Below are 17,894 nucleotides of genomic sequence, written 5' to 3' on the forward strand. Positions count from 1 at the left end.
CAATGGCAACTCATACTGCTTGCACCGTATGGCTGATGTTCAACCTCAGCCACTGGCCGGGCTGCTGAGGCAGCTGGACCTGGTACTCCTGGCCCTGATGTTCGTAGCGCACGGTGTAGTCGCGCACCTGTTCGCGCTGCGCGCTGACCGGCCGGCAGACATGGACTTGCTGCTGGCTGTAAGTTGCATAGCTTGTCGCCGGGCTGGACTGTTCCACCAGGCTTTTGCCGACCAGGGCGCCGGTGGCACTGCCGGCGGCAATCGCCGCATGCTTGCCATTGCCCTTGCCCACTTGGGCTGCCAGCAAGCCTCCGGCCACGGCGCCGAGCAACGCTCCGCCGGTGCTGCCCATGCCGGCTTGATGGGGTGCTTGCGGGTTCAGCACTTGCTGAGTCTCGTAGCCGCATTGCTGGCGAGTTTCGGTGATACGTTCCAGATTTGGCGTGGACGAAATCACGCGCACCAGGGTGCTGCTGCTACCGGCTTGCGGGCCCTGATTCAGGGTCTGGGCGCGCACTTCAGAGGGCAGGGCGGCAAGCAAAACGGCGCTGATTGCCAGCGCCAGCAACGCGGCGGTCAAGTTTTGCGCTGGGCTGCGGCCGGCGATGGCTTGGGGCCTGACATGTGGCTCCTGGATGCGCTTGAGCCGCCGGCCCAGGCGGCAATTGAACTTGTGCTGAAAAGGGCTGGGAGTGGCGGCCAATGTGTGCATGGAGAAGGTCTCGGTCAAAACTGTTGTGTCGATGAACAGCATTGTCAAAAACCCCAGCGGATAAGTCTGTCGTGCTTGCGTGTGCAGACTGTGACGGTTTGTGACCGGCCCGCACCCTGGCTCGGCTGCTTTTCGCGGCCTATTTGAATGTCCGCGAAGTGCCTGGAGCTGACGGCTTGAACCCCGCCGTTGCAGACTGGCCGGCCCGCAGCGCTCAGCGTCCTGCTTTACGGACTTCGGCGTTTGGCAGATCGTTTTGCGTGACGATCAACTGCTCAAACGCACCTGCCGCGTCGGCCACGAAGCGAAGATGCACACGGCTCGGGCTGTCCTTGATGAAGAACTCCGCCGGGCCACAGGGCAAGACTTCAAACTTGCCGCGCCCGCTGCGCTGCATGAAGAGGTGATTGCCTTCGCGGCTGATCGAGCGATCATCTTTGTCATTGATCTTGTAAACCCCGACAAACTTCTCCAAGCTGTCCGCGTCCAACTGAACAGCCTTGTACTCAGGGTATGGATTGCCCATGGCAATCGCCGCAATCTTTTCCACCAGGTAAGCGGAGTTCGGCGCAGCAAAACCGTTGTTGCCCAGCACCGCCACGTACAGCTGATGCTCAGGAATCCTCACGGCAAAGGCATTGAAGCCGGGGATGATGCCGTCATGCCCAATCGCTCGAACGCCACGAATCTGATAGTTGTTCCAGCCGTAGCCATAACCTGCATTTTGAGTGCCATGAATCTTGTGAGGCTGCATCGCCAGCGTCCATGAACTTGGCTTCAATAGCGTGCCTTCAGTAATTGCCCGGTCCCAGGTGGCCAAATCATCCACCGTGGACACCAGTCCGCCTGCGGCATAGACGACGTCGATGCTGATGGGGTCCGCCTTCTGAACCTTCTCACCTTGGCCCATATAGCCTTCGACCCGGCGCTGAGCATCACGCTCCCGCCCTTCGTAGGCCGTGTGCGTCATCTTCAAGGGCTCAAAGATGTGCTTGGCGAGGTAGTCCTCGTAGCTCATTCCGGAGACCTTTTCGATGATCATGCCCAACAGGAAGTAGCCGGTGTTGCTGTAAGCGAAGCCCTGCCCCGGCGGGAATGCCAAGCCATCATTCTTGAAGAGCTCGAAGATCTGTTGCCGCGTCATCGGCTTGCCGGCAGTCTCGGCAAATTTGGGTGAGCGGACGTAATCCTTCAGCCCCGAGGTGTGGCTGAGCACTTGTTCAAGCGTGATCTTCTCGCCCTGGCTTGGCAGTTCGGGAAGCAAGGCATTGATATCGTCATCGAGCTTCAACTTGCCGGCTTCGATCATTTGAAAGATCGCCGCCGAAGTGAATTGCTTGGAGACCGAACCCACCCGAAACATCATGTCTGGGCGCAAGGCCGTCTTCGCATCGAGATCGGCCGAACCATAGGACTTGCGAAAGATGGTCTTGCCGGCGCGCGTCATGATCACCGAGACGCCTGGAAGATTTGCTTTGAAATACGGCGCGAGCGCCGCATCGAAACTGTCCTCAGCGACGGCGCTTGCCGCCGTCGCTTGAGCGGCCTCGGCGGAGCCTGCGGCAAAAACGCTCATCAGGGACAAGGCCAGGATGGCCGATGGCAAGCGGAAGAGAGTTAGTTTGGAGATGCGTTTCATTGAGGGGTTTCCAGCTGTTTTTGCGCTGCGGACTGAAGCCACGAACTGCGCCAAGAAGACTGTTTGGCAAGGACGAACAATGCGCCCTGCCCGACATGAAGCTTCATTTTTCCGGCCAAGCCGCCTGCCTTGAAGCGCAATCCGACCGGGTGCATGAATCGTGGGACAGTCGGTCTATTCCTGAGGCGGGGTCGTGGAGAGTCGCCAAGCAGCCCGTGCCCTTGAAATGTCCCGGCCTGTGCCGGGCCGACAGTTCGAACAAGCACCGCACAGCTGACGTTCGGATCGCCGATCGTTTTACCCAACGGCGGCTTACTGGCGATGTTGCGGCCTCACGCTCCCGGCCAGTTCCTGTTATTCGGATGCGCAGAGTGGGCGCCAGCACGGTGCCCAAAGCCGAAGTTCAGCTCCAGGGGTGCCTTTGACGGTCAATCGGGCCTCACATCGCTCGCAATGTGCGTGCTCGTCAGCGATGTCTGCACATTGAGCGCCCACAAGGTACTACTGCGCGCTGGCTAGGAACGCCTTGGCTTCTGCCAAGGTGAAGTCCAAGGTACTGGTCGTCAACTCTCGATCGACGACCGCCAAACGCACAGGCGCTTTCTCGCCGCGGTCATCAACAAGTATGGCCTCCATGATGACCTGCATGAAAGATACTCCTCAGCGTTGGGCGACTGAGAAACTCTGTCTGCACAGCGCTTCAGCGTCTAAGTTTGTCTCCACTTTGGCCCACTCTCGGTCGATCAAGACTTCCAGTTGAAGTTCATCGCCAGGAAGATGAAGTTGACCTTTTTGTACTCGCCCACCACGTTGCCGCGACCACCCAAGATCACCGGAACGTTACCTTGAGCGTTCGAGCGCAAAGTACCCTGGGGCGTGTACTCCAGGCTCCAACCCCAGTTGAAGTTGCTCGACTCTTCCTTTTGGCCGCCGACACCGAAACGCCAAGTGGCATTGACCGGCAAGGCCAAGGCAATCTGGCCATTCCTCTGAAAGCCCGAGTCATAGCCGATGCCGGCATTCAGCAGCCAAGCATCTGACCATTTGTACTGCGTGCCGACCGACAGATGCCAGGTGTCTCTGAAGGGCAGTTGTGTCGACAGTCCGACGGGGTTGTTGGAGTCGATGCCGATTTCAGCCTCGCCAAACTTTGACCATTGCTGCCAGCCGACGCTGCCTAGCAGCGCCCAATCCGCTGCGATTTGTTGGTAGGTGCTGGCCATCAGGCCTTTCGGAACCGTCACGCCGAGATCGACTTGCGTGTCCAGCAAGCCTCGGGCGTTGAGCAGCGCTCGCACGCCGGGAGCCAAACCACTCCACTCCACTGCGTTTGCGCCTTGAAGTTGAGCTTTACCGGCGAGGTATAGGTCAGCCCGAAGCGCCTGCCGGCATCCAACTCATACATCAGCCCCAGATTGGCACCCGCGCCCCAGCTATTGTCTTTAAGCGTGAGGCTGCCCGCGTCATAGCTTCCGGTCCAAAGGCATTGGATGCTCCACGCGATGTAGAGGCGGCATTCGCGGCACTGGCAGCCTTGCTCGGCGGGGTGACCCTGGCCCGCGCAGTCAGCACTCCGCTCTTGGCGCAAGCCATTGCGACATCAGTGGTGGTATTTTTATGCCCCAAAAAGCGCGATTGACCGCTAGCTTGTTGACAAATCAAATTTGCAAATCTGCAAGTTTGATTTGCAAAAATGGATGAACGGCCGGATGCAAATAATCCTAGACTGAAGCACCCCATCACCGCGCAGTGGCCCCCTTCGTATGAACAACCCAGAAATCTTTCGCCCCAAACATCCCGCCGAGATCGACCGCATGGTGGCCGCCTACCCGCTCGCGCTGGTAATCAGTGCTGTTGATGGCGAAATTCAAGCCTCGCCGCTGCCGTTGGTACTTCAACGCGATGCCCAAGGTGAGGGCACCTTGATCGGTCATCTGTCACGGGCCAACCCGCAGGTGGAGTTGATGCGCCGTAATGGTCGCGCCCTGATTACATTTTCCGGCGCGCAGGGCTATATCTCATCCAGTTGGCTTCGTGAACGGCGGTACGCGCCGACCTGGAACTACCAGGCAGTGCACTTCACCGTCGACATCACCTTGGAAGAGCACGCAGGGGCGATCGAACTGGCGCTTCAAACTTTGGTGGCCCAAGCCGATGAGCCTTATCCGGAGCCCTGGTCCGGCGCCGAGATGGGTCCTCGCTTGGCCGAATTGGCCAAGTTCATCGTGCCTTTCCGAGCTCGAATCATTGCCACCCAAGCTCAATTCAAGCTCGGTCAAGGTGACCCCCAGCCTCTGCTGGACGACGCTTATGCCGGCTTGGAACGCTATGGCAAGTATGAGCTGGCTGCGGCTATGCGTCGCCTGCATGCGATGGAAGCATCCAACTAAGTGGGCCGGACATGCAACATACAAGCAAGTAAACCCTGAGTAAGGTTTTTAGCGACACACAAGAGCAGCCGGCCGGGCTCGGCTCGGTTGCTCTTGCTTTGTCATTTGAAACTCCAAACAACAGAAGTTCGTCTTCCTGAATTCAGCCAAAACCGAACGAATAGCAAGTGGCCCAATCATTCCGACGGCGGGCTCAAGAGGTTTTGGACGCCCCAGGTCCGGTCGCTCAACCCTGCTTTGCAACCAAGGGTCGAACGCGGCGCGCAAGCAGACCTGTCCGTGCAACGCTGCAAGCATCAGTCGAAGGCCTTAAAGGGCCTCACCTTCGCCGAACACTGCGCCATGACGGCGGAGTTCAATCGGTATGGTTCGTCTCCAAGCCGAGGCATGGATGGCCGGGCAGCTGGCGTGTTCCCGCTGTGGCACTGTGCTGGCGGCTTCAGCTGGAAAGCCGCCTGAAAGAGGCCGCTGTCAATGACCGCTTATGAGCGATTGGGCGAGTCCGTCTAGCCAAGGTGAATACCTGCAATGGGCACTTCGCCGCCATCCAAACCTCGACGATTCAGCTCAAGCGCCCAAATGCCTTGCCCGCTGCATCGCCTCTTCGCGTGAGCCGATGTTGAGCTTGCTGTAAACGCGGTTGATATGCGTCTTGACCGTCGCGACCGATACGAAGAGCGCGCTGGCGATTTGCTCGTTGCTGTGCTGCTCGCCGATCAGTCGCAGCACCTGCCATTCACGGCCGGTCAGGCCAGGGGGCGGCGCGGTAAGCGGCGCTGCTTGCGCTTCACTGCTTGTCGGTTTGGGCGCTGCGTTGCGCAGCAGGGCCAAAAGGTTGTTGGCGCGGCTGCGGGCTTGGGGCTGGTGGACGATAGAGGCCGAGGCCAGCAGCGCGGCCAAGGGGCCGACGAGCTTGGGCGCCAGCCAGCGCGCATCGGCCTCGAGCAGCTCATCGTCGCTGTTCAACCATTGCAGCAGCGCCGGCATGTCGGCGCCGGCCGCCGCGCCCAGCGCTTTGATCAGGTGCAGGCGGCGCAGCAATTGCGGCAGCGGACGCAGCTGCAGCTCGGTTTCGAGGGCCAGCAGGGGTTCGGCGGGCAAGGGTCGCGCCGCCAGCAGCGCGCAGCCAGCTTGCAGCACCGCCAGTTCCAGCTCGTAGAGCGAGCTGCCGGCGAAAGAACCAGTTAGGGCGTCTGAGCGAAAGCCGGCGGAGATGCCGGTTAGCGCCGCGTCCTGATGCCGCAGCGAAGCCAGCCAACTCTGCGCGTGCAGCAGGCGGTTGCGCCATTTGAAGCAGTAAAAGGCCTTGCGCTCGCGCTGCTCCAGCTCGGCCAAGCCGGCGGCAGCGGCGGCTATGTCGACCAGATGGCCAGCAAACAGCTGCTGCGTGGCGCGGTCCAGCAGTTGCGGGAAGGCGTTGTAGGCCTCGTCGGGCCAGGGCGCTTGCGGCTCGCGCAGGCCGAGCTGGCGGCGCAGGCGCTGCGCCTCTTGGGCATAGAGTTCGGCGGGCGCGGCCAGCTCCAAGACCTCATGCACCTCGCTCAAGGCCTGCAGGGCGTCGATTTGCAGCAAGGTCGCGCCGTCGCGGTTGGCACCTTTGAGGGCGGCGCTCAAGGGGGCTATTGCCGCCTGAGGCTGGCCGGCATCGAGCAGCGCCAAGCCGAGCGAGTAACGCGCCAACAGTGCGGGTAGGACCAGGTCGTTGGGAAAGCCCTCAATGGCGATCTGCGCCTGTTGAATGGCGCGCGGCGCTTGGTCAAACATCTGCGCGATACGGGCTTGCAGCGTGGCCCGCAGCGCCACGCTCAAGCCGGTAGACGCGGGCAGGCGGCGCTCGACCTGATGCGGCTCGCCGGCGACTTCGACGGTCCAGATATGTTGCAGGCCCAGCAACTCCCCTTGCTGCAGGCGTGGCTGCAAGGCATTCAGGCTCAGCAACTGGCCCAGCAGCGGGCGGGCAGCGGGGCTGTAGAACAAGGCCCAGCCGGCTTGTTCCAAAAAGTCGAGCTGCTGCGCGGGCGTGCCGTGTTGCAGCACCAGCTCGGCGGCGCGCACGACCTGCTCGGCATTGAGCAAGAGCTGTAGCGCGCGCGGCAGCAGCTCGGTCAAGAGCCGTGCGTCGGGGGCTGGGCTCGGCGCGGCCGGCCCGCTCGCGGCCACCTTCAGCAGCGCCTGCTCGATCTGCTGGGGCGCTTGCGCTAGCAAGGCAGCCAGCGTCGGTACGTCCGCCGCGCCCAGCAGCCCTTGCGCGGCTAGCACTTGTGTCGTCAGGCTTGGGGCGGGTGGGGTCATTGCAGAGCAAACTCAACTGAGGGGGTGGACGCCGGCACGGCGCTTGGGGGCAACAATCGCTGACGCAAGTAATGCTGCTGCTCTTGTATCCGTTGCAGCAGCGGCCTGCAGTCTAAGGTCTTGTTTGTTTTCGCCTGTTTTCTCGATGCCTTCTTCTTCCCCTGCGCTGCCTGCTCCCCGCCTACTCAGCGTCGTCTGGCCCTTGTTCATGGAGCTGTGGCTGGCGATGGCGCTGGGCCTGTTCGGCACCACCTTGGCGGCGCGCATCTCCGACGCTTCGGCCGGCGCCTTTGCCTTGGGCCTGCAGGTCTCGGCGACGCTGTTCATCTTGTTCCGGGTCATCGGGGCCGGCGTTAGCGTGGTCTTGACGCAAAACCTGGGCGCCGGCCAGCGTGCGGCGGCCGACGGCGTGGCGCGCGCGGTCTTGGGGGCCAGCACCTGGATAGGCAGCATCGCGGCCCTGGCCGCCGTGCTTGGCGCGGCGCCGCTCTTGCGCCTGCTGAACGCACCGGCCGAGGTGATGCCGTTGGCGACGCCCTTCTTGCAAGTCTTGGCGCCGGCCTTGCTGCTGGATGCCTGGAATGCCACGATGTCCAGCGTGATGCGCGCTCACTTGCGCAGCCGCGAGGCGCTGGCCGTGGTGGTGGCGATGCAGCTGTGCCACCTGGCCTTGGCCCTGCCCTTGATGCTGGGCTGGGGCTTTGTGCCGGCGATGGGCTTGACCGGCTTCGCCCTGGCGCTGGGCCTGAGCCGGGCCTTGGGGCTGGCGCTGCACCTGCTGCTGTGGCGCGCCCGCCTGGGGCTGCGGCCGCGTTGGTCGGATTGGTGGCGCTTGCCGGGTGCGGAGCTCGCGGCGGTCTTGCACATCGGCCTGCCGGGCGCGGCCGAGAACATCGCCTACCGGCTGGCCTTTATGGTCAGCGTCAGCGTGGCCGCCAGCCTGGGCGCCACGGTCTTGGCCACGCAGGCTTACGCCTTGCAGCTGATGAGCTTTGTGATGATGTTCGGCATCGCCACTGGCTTCGCGGTGGAGATTGTGGTGGGCCACATGATTGGCGCGGGGCATCTGCACGCGGCGCATCGCTTGGTGCGGCGGGCGCTGGCGCGGGGCTTGGTGGTCAGCGTGGTGGTGGCGCTGGCTGCGGCCTTGGCCGGGCCGTGGTTGATGGGCTGGTTTACCCAAGATCCGGACATCATTGCGGCCGGCGTGACGCTGCTGTGGCTGACCGTGCTGCTGGAGCCGGGCCGAACCTTCAATCTGGTCGTCATCAATGCGCTGCGTGCCGCTGGGGATGCGCGTTATCCGGTCATCGCCGGCGCGGCTTCGATGCTGGTGGTCTTGGCCGGTGGCAGCTGGTTTTTGGGCGTCCACTTGGAGCTGGGCTTGCCGGGTTTGTGGATGGCCTATGCGCTGGATGAGTGGATCAGGGGGCTGCTGATGTGGCGCCGCTGGGCCACGCAGGCCTGGGTGCCCAGCGCCCGCGCGGCGCACCGGCGGGTGCGGGCAGCTGGCGCGGCTTAGCGGCTGTGTGACGTCAGGCGCGCCAAGGGCGACGCCAAGCTGACGCCCGGCGCGGTGCGTTTGGCGCGCGCTGGGCCGCCAGGGCCGCTGCCGCTTGCTTCCTCCTCGGCGCTGGCGTTTTCGTCCAGGCCCAGCAGCGGTGAATCGGCGAGCGGGTCTAGGCCGTCCGCATTGCGGCGCATCGCCACGCCCACCGCCAGGATGTCGATCACCAGCAGGTGCAGGATGCGGCTGACCATGGGCACATGGGTTTCCACATCCTCGGCATGGTCGACGATCAAGGTCACATCGGCCTTGCGCGCCAGCGGCGACTGGCCGGCCGTGATGGCCACGACCAGGGCGCCGCGCTGATGCGCCCGCTCCACCACCTCCAGCAGCTCGGGCAGGCGGCCGCTATTGCTGATCACCACGGCCACATCGCCGGGCTTCAGGACATTGGCAGCCAGCAGCTGCAGGCGCGGGTCGGTGTAGGCCGAGCTGGGCATGCCGAAGCGCAGGAATTTGTACTCGGCGTCTTGCGCCACCACGCCGTAATGGCCCAGCGCATAGAACTCGATACGCCCCGCATGCAGCAGCAGGTCTACCGCGCGCGCCATCATGTCGCGGTTGAGCTGGCTGCGCACCTGCAGAATCGCCGAGGCGGTATTGCCCAGCACCTTGGCACCCAGCTCCAGCATCGAGTCGTCCAAATTGACTTGGGTATGCGTGACCGGCACGGTGCCGGTCAGGCCCGAGGCCAGGCGCAGCTTGAAGTCGGACAGGCCCTCGCAGCCTAGCGTGCGGCAAAAGCGGATGACGGTCGGCTGGCTGACCTGGGCGGCGCGGGCAATCGTGGCGATCGGGTCGTTCAGCGCCGAGCGCGGGTGCGCCAGGATGTGTTCGGCCACGCGCAGCTCGGCCGGTGACAGCTCCGCGCGCGCGCGCCTGATCTGGCCCAGCAGGCCGGCGCCCGGCGTGGTCTGCAGATTGCGCAGCTGCGCCTCAAGAATGGCCGAGGCGCCCTTGAAGGTGGCGTGTTCGGCGGTGATGACAAAGGTCGGTATGGCTGAGACATAGGCGGTGAAGCGGCCCTTGTCCTCGAAGCGCGCCCGGAAGCAGGAGCGCGCGAAATACTCGCCCAGCTTGGGCACGATGCCGCCGCCGATATAGATGCCGCCAAAAGCTCCCAGCGTCACCGCCAAGTCGGCCGCCGCCGTGCCCAAGACGGCGCAGAAGACTTCCAGTGTTTCTTCGCACAAGGCGTCGCGCTGCTCCAGCGCGCGCAGCGTGATCTCGGGCGCTTGCAAGTCTTCGGCCACTGTGCCGGCGCGCTCGGCCAGGGCGCGATAGATCAAGGCCAGGCCGGGGCCGGACAGCAGGCGCTCGAACGAGACATGTTCAAACTGCTTCATGGCAAAGCGCAGCACCGCGATCTCGCGTTCGTCGCGCGGCGCAAAAGCGGTGTGGCCGCCCTCGGTGCCCAGCGCCACCCAGGCGTCGGCGGCCGGGATCAGGCCCGACAGCCCCAAGCCGGTGCCCGAGCCCAGCAGGCCGATCACGCTGGGCATGCGCGCTTGGCCGCCGCCGATTTGCTGCACCTCATTGGCGTTGAGTCTGGGCAGCGCCATCGCCAGCGCGGTGAAGTCATTCACCACCACCAAGGTGTCGAACTTCAGGCGCTGGCGCATTTCTTCGATCGAGAACTGCCAGTGGTAATTGGTCATGCGCACCAAGTCATCTTCGACCGGGTAAGCGATCGCTATTGCCGCATGCTCGATCGGGGTGCTGGCGCTCATGCCGGTCAGGTTGGCCAGGTAGGCGCTGACAGTGGCATGGAAGTCGGGGTAGTCGGCGCAGCGCAGCGAGGCAATCTGGCTGAATTCGCCGGGGCTTGTTTCAAGCGCGAAACGGGCGTAAGTGCCGCCGATGTCGGCAATCAGGCGCGGGCTGTCAAAGGTCGAGGGCATGGTGAGGAGGGCGGGCTGATTGGGCAGAGCTGTGGGTGCGGGCCTGCAAGGCTTGAGTGTGCGCCGCATTATGAGGCTGCCATCAGCGTCAGGCCTTGGGTCTTTTCAGGCCTTGGCGCAGCGCAGAGGCAGGCCCGCTGCAAATGGACGGCGCTGCAGAGGCGCGCATGGAGGTTTGTAGCTGGACTACATTCGAAAATTGCCAGACTTTTGCCGGTGCTTTGCCTTGAATTTGCAGAAAACAGGCCCGTTGGCACTGGTGAATAGCTGAAGATTCAAAGAAATGCTGCGATTCGGGAAAGGCGCTATTGCGCAGGCGATGTAGTTTTGTTACCTTCTGCGCAACAATTCAATGAAGTGCTTGGTGGCTTGGTGTTGGCCGCCGGGGTCTGTATCAGCTTGGGGTGGCCTTGTGCTGCCTTGAGCGTTTCGAGTCGAGAGCTATCGTGCGAGCAAATTCTTTCTGTGGTCGGTTTGTGCTGTCATCCCTGGGAGGGTTGGTATGAGCGCCAGGGCCTACCCCTGCCTGGTGGCCGATATTGGCGGCAGCAATGCGCGTTTTGGCTGGGTGGCCGCGCGTGGCGCCGAGGTCATGCATATCGCGGTGATGCCGGTGTCTGAGCATGCCGGCCCGGTCGCGGCGGTGCAGGCTTATCTGCATGGGCTGCGGCCGTTGCTGGCGCAGGCTGGGCTTGAGTCGGTGCCCCGGCGGGCGGCTTTTGCCGTGGCTACGGCGGTGGTCGGCGATCGTGTGGAACTGACCAATGGGCATTGGAGCTTCTCGCGCGCCGAGGTGCAAGCCTCGCTGGGCCTGGAGTCCTTGCTGGTCTTGAATGATTTCGAGGCGCTGGCGCTCTCCTTGCCCAAGTTGCAGTCAAGCCAAATGCGGCAATGGTGCGCGACCACGGGCGTGCCCGGTTCGGGTCGGTCTGCCAATGCCACGACTTTTGCCGTGATTGGCCCTGGCACCGGCCTGGGCGTAGCTGGTGTTGTGTTTGCCAACGGCGAATGGGTGGCGCTGCCGGGCGAGGGTGGGCATATGACGCTGGCCCCGGCCGATGCCTTCGAGAGCGAACTGCTTGCGCATATGCGTCGCAGTTTCGAGCATGTGTCGGCCGAGCGGTTTTTGTCCGGCATTGGCCTGCCGCTGCTGCATGGCTCGGTGGCGGCGGTGCGCGGGGTGCCGGGCTTTCAGTCGCTCAGCGCCGAGTTGATTGTTGAGCGCGGCTTGGGCGGCCAGGATGCGATCTGCAGTGAAACCTTGGATGTGTTTTGCGCCTTGCTCGGCGGCTTTGCTGGCAATGTGGCGCTGACCCTGGGGGCGCGCGGCGGCGTCTACATCGGCGGCGGCATCGTGCCGCGCCTGGGTGAGCGCTTTTTTGCTTCGCGCTTTCGCGAGCGCTTCGAGGCCAAGGGGCGCTTTCGCGACTACCTGACCCAGATCCCGACTGCCTTGATCACCGATACCTTGGCCGCACTCAGTGGCGCGGCCTTGGCGTTGGAGCAGCAGCATGAGTAATCCAAGTGCGGATGGCTTTCTCTGTAGTTCCACAAGACAAGCTATGTAGTTGAATTACACGACAAAGCTTGGGAATTGGTCTTGAAGTGGCGTTATTGCCTCATTAAGCAGCAAAATCAGGGGTAAACCCGTTGTATTTTTGCTGTAGTTTGCGTGAATTTGGTAGTAGTAAAGCAACGCCTAGGGTTTACGTTTGTATGAATTAAATCTAGTTTTGGTACAAACACGGTTGAGACGTTCGGATCTCCATCCCTTCGCACAACACCGAGTTGTCTGGGTCCACCCCTTTGTTTTTTGACGCTTGAGGAGACAAATCAATGAGTACTTCCGTAGAGAAGCGCAAGCAGATGTCCACACTGCAGCGCGAGATTTTTAAGATCAAACCGGTGGCCATTGGCTGCGGTTTGTTGGCTTTGGCATCGGCTGGCTTTGCCCAGCAGGCTCCAGCTACGCCCAACACCCTGGACACGGTCACCGTGACCGGTATCCGCCGCGGTATCGAGGCGGCCATTTCGGTCAAGAAGAATTCCGATTCGATCGTCGAGGCGATCTCGGCCGAAGACATCGGCAAGCTGCCTGACAACAGCATCGCCGAAGCGATCTCGCGCTTGCCGGGTTTGTCGGCCCAGCGTTCGGCTGGCCGGGCTTCGGTGATCAGCGTGCGCGGCTTGTCGCCCGACTTCGCCACCACCTTGCTGAATGGCCGCGAGTTGGTCAGCACCGGTGACAACCGCTCGGTCGAGTTCGATCAATACCCGTCTGAGCTGCTGGCTGGCGTGGTCGTCTACAAGACGCCGAATGCGGCGATGGTCGGCCAGGGCTTGTCCGGCACGATCGATATGCAGACCGTGCGTCCTCTGAACTTTGGCAAATCGGTGGTGGCCTTGAACGGCCGCATCTCGCAGAACTCGCTCGGCTCTGCCGCCGACTCGAGCGACCGTGGCAACCGCCTCAGCGCCAGCTATATCGACCAGTTTGCCAACCGTACTGTGGGTCTGGCCATCGGCTACGCCCACCAGGAAACACCGGTACAGGAAAACCAGACCGGCACTTACGAGCCCTTCTTCGCCAACCCTTCGGACGGCGGCCAGCGGCCCGGCGTTGCCAAGGGTGCGTACATGACCGACGGTGTCAAGGCCTTGCGCCGCACCGGCTCGACCAAGCGTGACGGCCTGATGGCCACGCTGGAATGGAAGCCTTCGGCCGACTTCAGCAGCACGGTGGACATGTTCACCTCCCGGGCGACGCAAGAAGACACCGCCAACCAGTTCGAATCGCATCTGTACTACAACGGCGACTACCCTTGTAAGCCGGCCTGCAACTGGACCTCGTCCACCGTCAACGCGACCAACACCGTGGTTGGCGGCGTTGTGACCAATGTCTACCCACTGGTGCGTGGCCAGTACAACAAGCGCGAAGACAAGATCAACGCGCTGGGCTGGAACAATGCCTTCAAGCTCGGTGGCGCTTCAATGGTGGCCGACCTGGGCTACTCGAAAGCCAAGCGCGAAGAGCTCTACCTCGAGAACAACACTCAGTTGGTGCCGTCCAAGCAATTGGATGTGCTGACCGTGGCCTTCCCGAACGACGGCTTCATGACCATGAACCCGGCGCGCGACTACTCGGACCCGAGCAAGCTCTACCTGCGCAACAGTATTTACGGCTCCGGCTATGGCCGCACACCAAGCGTGGAAGACGAGCTGAAGAGCTTCAAGCTCGCCGGCAAGATCCCCGCACCTGAGTCTCTGAGCAGCTACTTTGCTGACTTTGATATCGGCTTCAACTACGCCGACCGCTCGAAGAAAAAGCGCCAGCCCGAAGGCGACATCGTTCTCGGCAAGCAAGGTGAAACTACGATCTCGTCGGAGCTGCAATACGCGCCGGTTGACCTCAGCTTTGCAGGTTCCAATCTGGGCAAGATCCCGGCTTGGAATGTGCCCGGCTCGGTCGCCAAGTACATGAGCTTCAACCCGGTCGAAGACAAAGACTACCTGATCGCCAAGGCCTGGAATGTCTACGAGAAGACCACCACCGCTTACGCGATGGCCAATATCGATTCCAACCTGGGCGGCATCACGCTGCGCGGCAATGTCGGTGTGCAGGTGCAGAACGTCGATCAATCCTCAAGCGCCAACTATTGGGACGGCACAGCGCCGGCCGGACAGCAAGTCAAGCCTTTCAGCGACGGCAAGAAGTTCACCGATGTGCTGCCACAGCTGAACTTGGTGTTCGGCCTGGGCAATGACCACACCGTGCGCTTTGGTGCGGCTCAACAGACGGCCCGCCCACGGGTTGACCAGCTGCGCGCTGCCTTGGACTTCAATGTGGATAAAGCGACCGGCAAGCCAAGTGCCAATGGCGGCAACCCGCAGTTGGACCCTTGGAAGGCCAACGCATTTGATCTGTCCTATGAAAAGTACTTCGCGACCAAGGCCTATGTGGCTGTGGCCGCTTACCACAAGGACTTGAAGACCTATATCTACGAAGACAGCCGCGAAGTTGACTTCTCGGCCTTCGTGGCCGGCTATGTGCCACCCGTTGGTTCGCCGCCTGCGCAGAAGGTCGGCCAATTCCGCTCGGCCTACAACGGCAAGGGTGGCAAGCTGCAAGGTATTGAGTTGTCGGCCTCTTTGCCCTTCAATCTGCTGACGCCGATGTTGAGCGGCTTTGGTCTCACGGCCAGCACTTCGGTCACCAACAGCGATATCAAGATCAAGCCCGATCCAGGCAGCGTCAGCGCCGTCGGCGAGGCCAACATTACCTTGCCGGGCCTATCCAAGAACGTCAGCAGCCTGACTTTCTATTACGAGAACTCCGGCTTCGAAGCCCGTATCAGCCAGCGTCGTCGCTCCGACTTCATCGGCGAAATCGGCAACTTCAATGGCAACCGGACCGTGCGTTATGTGGTTGGCGAGAACATCACCGACGCGCAAATCGGCTACAGCTTCAACCAAGGCAGCCTGAAGGGCCTGGGCCTGTTGCTGCAAGTCAATAATCTGGCCGACGCAGCGTTCCAGACCTATGCTGGCACCAAGGACCGCCCGCTTGAGTACATCAAGTGGGGCCGTACGGTCTTGCTGGGTGCTAGCTACAAGTTCTGAGTCTGAATTGAATCAGCGTTGAGAAAGGCCCCCGCCGGCACGTGATGCCGGCGGGGGCTTGTTTGTTTTCGAGAGTGAGTTCGCCATGCCCAGTCGTCCCAGCACCACCCTTCACCTGAAGCGCCGCAGTCTGCTGGCGGCCGCATTGCTATCCGCCTGGCCTCTCAGTTATGGTCAAGCCGCGAAGTCAGCCCTGGCCGACGCCGAACAGTTCTTCCGCCCCGAGCAAATGCTGGGCGCCGAGCTGGCACCTGATGGCAAGCGCTTGGCAATGCGGGTGGTGGGGCCGCATGGGCGGGTGATGTTGTCGGTGTTGGATTTGGGGACGATGAGCTCCAAGGTCGTGTACAGCTCGGACGCGGCCGATGTGCAGCGGGTGGTGTGGGTCAACCCACTGCGCCTGGCCTTCACGCTGGAGGACCGCGAGACCGCGCAGGGCAAGCTGGAATCCGCCCCGGGCTTGTTTGCCGTCGATCATGATGGCGAGAACTACAGGCAGTTGGTCGAACGTCAGCGAGTTTTTGTCAAGGTCGGCAATGACGCCCAACTGCAGCCCTGGAATACCTATTTGCTCAATGGCAGCAGCCAGCGCCGCGGCGATGAGGTGCTGGTGCTGCGCCCCGAGGCCTATAGCGAAAAAGATGTTGGCTTCGTCAAGTTGCTGAGGCTCAACACCAAGACCGGGCGCAGCGAAGAGATTGCCGCACCGCTGCACGCGGTTGGTTGGTGGGCGGACGAACATGGCAATCTGAGGGTGGTGCGAACCCGCCAGGGCGAGCAGGGCTCCATTCGCTGGAAAGATCCGCAAAGCGGCGAGTGGCGCGTCTTGAACGAGTTCAATGTCTATACGCAAGCGGGCGAGTTGCAAGTGCGCCATGTCGACCCCGACGGCAAACTCTATGTCACAGCGCAGCGGGGCAGCGACAAAGCGGCCATGTGGCTCTTGGACCCGACCAAGGCTGAATGGTCGGGCAAGCCGTTGGCCTCTTCGCCCTTGTTCGATGTCGATGCTGCTGTGATTGCACGTCAGGATAAGGTCTTGGGCCTGCGCTTTACTATTGATGCCGAAGTGACGCAATGGTTGGACGCCGATATGCAAGCGCTGCAGGCGCAGATTGACAAGGTGCTGCCGAACACGGTCAACCGGCTCTCGCCGCCCTGGTCGGGTGATGCGCCCTGGGTTTTGATCGAAGCCTTTGCCGATGTACAGCCGACGCTGTTCTATCTGTACAACCGGGCGACAAAGAAGTTCAGCAAGCTCGGCGCCTTGCGGCCCGATATCAAGCCGCAGCAGATGGCCACGATGGACCTGCACCGCATCAAGGCGCGTGACGGCCTGGAGCTGCCGGTCTGGCTGACGCTGCCTGCCGGCTCCAAGGACAAGAAGAATCTGCCCATGGTGGTGCTGGTACATGGCGGGCCATTTGTGCGTGGGCCGAGCTGGCAATGGGACGCGGAGGTGCAGTTGCTGGCTGCGCGGGGTTACGCGGTGCTGCAGCCGCAGTTTCGCGGCACCTTGGGTTTTGGAGCGACTCATCACTTGGCCGGCTGGCGCCAATGGGGCAAGGCGATGCAGACCGATATTGCCGACGCAACGCGCTGGGCGATTGCGCAAGGCATCGCCGACCCGCAGCGCATTGCCGTCGCTGGAGCCAGTTATGGAGGTTACGCGACCCTGATGGGCCTGCTGCGAGAGCCCGAGCTGTTCCGCGCCGGTGTGGCTTGGGTGGCGGTGACCGATCTGGACATGCTGCACACCGTCAACTGGAGTGACATTTCAGACAGTGAAAAAAAGCATGGCATGCCGGCCTTGCTCGGTGACCGCGTCAAAGACGCCGCCGACCTGAAGGAAAACTCGCCGCTGACCCATGCTGCCAAGATCAAGCAGCCGCTGCTGCTGGCCTACGGCAGCGCGGACAAGCGCGTGCCGCTGGTGCATGGCGAGGCTTTCAGCCGCGCGATCAAGGCCACCAACCCGAGCGTGGAGTACATCGTCTATGAGGACGAGGGGCATGGCTGGCGTGTGCCTGCGAATCAAATCGATTTTTGGAACCGGACGCTGAAGTTTTTGGATCAGCAGTTGGGAGTGAAATAAGCGAAAGCGCCGAGGAGCTTTGAATACGCTTGCTGCTCTCGGACGGGACGTCATGCTTGGGTAGCTTTTCGCTTGTATAACAAGCCACATGCGTAAAGTTCTCCTCATCAGTCATCCGAACGTCGTGATCAGCAAAGACGTTCCCGTGCCTCAGTGGCCGCTCTCAAGCCTTGGCCGGGAGCGGATGAGGGCGGCACTTGACCAGCCCTGGATTGCAGAGATCACGGCGCTCTACTGCAGCACGGAGCAAAAAGCCATCGATGGTGCCGAGATCCTGGCGCGCCATCTGTCACTGCCGTTCACGCCAATCCACGAGCTGGGTGAAAACGATAGATCCGCGACCGGCTTTCTGCCGCCCGAAGAGTTCGAACAGGTGGCGGATCAGTTTTTCGCACGACCCGAAGAGTCAGTGCGGGGTTGGGAAGCAGCGCTCGCGGCCCAGCAGCGCATCGTTGCGGCGGTCAATGCCTTGGTGCAGGCTGATACCTGTGCCGGCACGATCGCCATCGTTTCGCATGGCGCCGTTGGCACGCTGTTGTATTGCCATTTGTCTGGCCAGCCGATTGATAGACGCTGGGATCAGCCACCCAACGGCGGCGGCAATGTCTATTCGTTTCAATTGAATCCGACGCGGGTTTTCTCTTGGTGGCGACCGATTGATGAGGGCAATGCCTGACC

12 protein-coding genes are annotated in these 17,894 nt (G+C 62.0%); 6 read left to right on the forward strand and 6 right to left on the reverse strand.

Annotation, left to right across the window (positions count from 1 at the left end):
* Positions 1-10: 10 nt before the first annotated feature.
* The 4 genes from PRZ03_RS00755 to PRZ03_RS00770 all read right to left on the reverse strand — a co-directional run bounded on the left by PRZ03_RS00755 (position 11) and on the right by PRZ03_RS00770 (position 3,676).
* Complete coding sequence (locus PRZ03_RS00755) at positions 11-712, reverse strand: glycine zipper 2TM domain-containing protein (RefSeq protein ID WP_273598567.1); 702 nt, start codon at positions 710-712, stop codon at positions 11-13.
* A gap of 214 nt (positions 713-926) precedes the next feature.
* Complete coding sequence (locus tag PRZ03_RS00760; protein WP_273598568.1) at positions 927-2,351, reverse strand: serine hydrolase; 1,425 nt, start codon at positions 2,349-2,351, stop codon at positions 927-929.
* Between the two features lie 501 nt (positions 2,352-2,852).
* On the reverse strand, positions 2,853-2,999 hold the full coding sequence (locus tag PRZ03_RS00765; protein ID WP_273598569.1) for a hypothetical protein: 147 nt from the start codon (positions 2,997-2,999) through the stop codon (positions 2,853-2,855).
* Between the two features lie 95 nt (positions 3,000-3,094).
* A complete protein-coding gene (locus PRZ03_RS00770; RefSeq protein WP_273598570.1) occupies positions 3,095-3,676 on the reverse strand; it encodes an outer membrane protein transport protein in 582 nt (193 codons plus the stop codon).
* A 438-nt stretch (positions 3,677-4,114) separates the two neighbouring features.
* Between PRZ03_RS00770 and PRZ03_RS00775 the strand changes: the two genes are divergently transcribed.
* Positions 4,115-4,741, forward strand: coding sequence for an FMN-binding negative transcriptional regulator (locus tag PRZ03_RS00775; protein WP_273598571.1), 627 nt, complete (start codon positions 4,115-4,117; stop codon positions 4,739-4,741).
* A 567-nt stretch (positions 4,742-5,308) separates the two neighbouring features.
* Here PRZ03_RS00775 and PRZ03_RS00780 read toward each other — a convergent pair.
* Positions 5,309-7,033, reverse strand: a complete 1,725-nt coding sequence (locus PRZ03_RS00780; protein ID WP_273598572.1) for a helix-turn-helix transcriptional regulator — start codon at positions 7,031-7,033, stop codon at positions 5,309-5,311.
* A 145-nt stretch (positions 7,034-7,178) separates the two neighbouring features.
* Here PRZ03_RS00780 and PRZ03_RS00785 point away from each other — a divergent pair, with 145 nt between their 5' ends.
* Complete coding sequence (locus PRZ03_RS00785) at positions 7,179-8,555, forward strand: MATE family efflux transporter (protein WP_273598573.1); 1,377 nt, start codon at positions 7,179-7,181, stop codon at positions 8,553-8,555.
* Here the strand turns inward: PRZ03_RS00785 and PRZ03_RS00790 are convergent.
* Positions 8,552-10,501, reverse strand: a complete 1,950-nt coding sequence (locus tag PRZ03_RS00790) for a glucokinase (RefSeq protein ID WP_273598574.1) — start codon at positions 10,499-10,501, stop codon at positions 8,552-8,554. The two genes, PRZ03_RS00785 and PRZ03_RS00790, sit on opposite strands and share 4 nt — an antisense overlap.
* 502 nt (positions 10,502-11,003) lie before the next feature.
* Here PRZ03_RS00790 and glk point away from each other — a divergent pair.
* The 4 genes from glk to PRZ03_RS00810 all read left to right on the forward strand — a co-directional run bounded on the left by glk (position 11,004) and on the right by PRZ03_RS00810 (position 17,892).
* Positions 11,004-12,020 (forward strand): glucokinase, encoded by a 1,017-nt coding sequence (gene glk / locus PRZ03_RS00795; RefSeq protein WP_273598575.1) that lies wholly within the window; start codon positions 11,004-11,006, stop codon positions 12,018-12,020.
* A 317-nt stretch (positions 12,021-12,337) separates the two neighbouring features.
* Positions 12,338-15,121, forward strand: a complete 2,784-nt coding sequence (locus tag PRZ03_RS00800) for a TonB-dependent receptor (protein ID WP_273598576.1) — start codon at positions 12,338-12,340, stop codon at positions 15,119-15,121.
* Between the two features lie 85 nt (positions 15,122-15,206).
* Positions 15,207-17,216 carry a S9 family peptidase gene (locus PRZ03_RS00805; protein WP_273598577.1) on the forward strand — a complete coding sequence of 670 codons (2,010 nt, stop codon included), beginning with the start codon at positions 15,207-15,209 and terminating at the stop codon, positions 17,214-17,216.
* An 88-nt stretch (positions 17,217-17,304) separates the two neighbouring features.
* Positions 17,305-17,892, forward strand: coding sequence for a histidine phosphatase family protein (locus PRZ03_RS00810; protein WP_273598578.1), 588 nt, complete (start codon positions 17,305-17,307; stop codon positions 17,890-17,892).
* Positions 17,893-17,894: the final 2 nt, after the last annotated feature.

Origin of the sequence: Roseateles albus, from assembly GCF_028595345.1 — a bacterium.
In the GTDB taxonomy this organism is placed as follows: domain Bacteria; phylum Pseudomonadota; class Gammaproteobacteria; order Burkholderiales; family Burkholderiaceae_C; genus Paucibacter_A; species Paucibacter_A albus.

Bases quoted from the DNA above. Each gene is read 5' to 3' on its own strand.
- PRZ03_RS00780 (WP_273598572.1), bottom strand. From the start codon at position 7,033: ATGACCCCACCCGCCCCAAGCCTGACGACACAAGTGCTAGCCGCGCAA.
- PRZ03_RS00805 (WP_273598577.1), top strand. From the start codon at position 15,207: ATGCCCAGTCGTCCCAGCACCACCCTTCACCTGAAGCGCCGCAGTCTG.
- glk (WP_273598575.1), top strand. From the start codon at position 11,004: ATGAGCGCCAGGGCCTACCCCTGCCTGGTGGCCGATATTGGCGGCAGC.
- PRZ03_RS00755 (WP_273598567.1), bottom strand. From the start codon at position 712: ATGCACACATTGGCCGCCACTCCCAGCCCTTTTCAGCACAAGTTCAAT.
- PRZ03_RS00760 (WP_273598568.1), bottom strand. From the start codon at position 2,351: ATGAAACGCATCTCCAAACTAACTCTCTTCCGCTTGCCATCGGCCATC.
- PRZ03_RS00765 (WP_273598569.1), bottom strand. From the start codon at position 2,999: ATGCAGGTCATCATGGAGGCCATACTTGTTGATGACCGCGGCGAGAAA.
- PRZ03_RS00775 (WP_273598571.1), top strand. From the start codon at position 4,115: ATGAACAACCCAGAAATCTTTCGCCCCAAACATCCCGCCGAGATCGAC.
- PRZ03_RS00790 (WP_273598574.1), bottom strand. From the start codon at position 10,501: ATGCCCTCGACCTTTGACAGCCCGCGCCTGATTGCCGACATCGGCGGC.
- PRZ03_RS00785 (WP_273598573.1), top strand. From the start codon at position 7,179: ATGCCTTCTTCTTCCCCTGCGCTGCCTGCTCCCCGCCTACTCAGCGTC.
- PRZ03_RS00800 (WP_273598576.1), top strand. From the start codon at position 12,338: ATGAGTACTTCCGTAGAGAAGCGCAAGCAGATGTCCACACTGCAGCGC.
- PRZ03_RS00810 (WP_273598578.1), top strand. From the start codon at position 17,305: ATGCGTAAAGTTCTCCTCATCAGTCATCCGAACGTCGTGATCAGCAAA.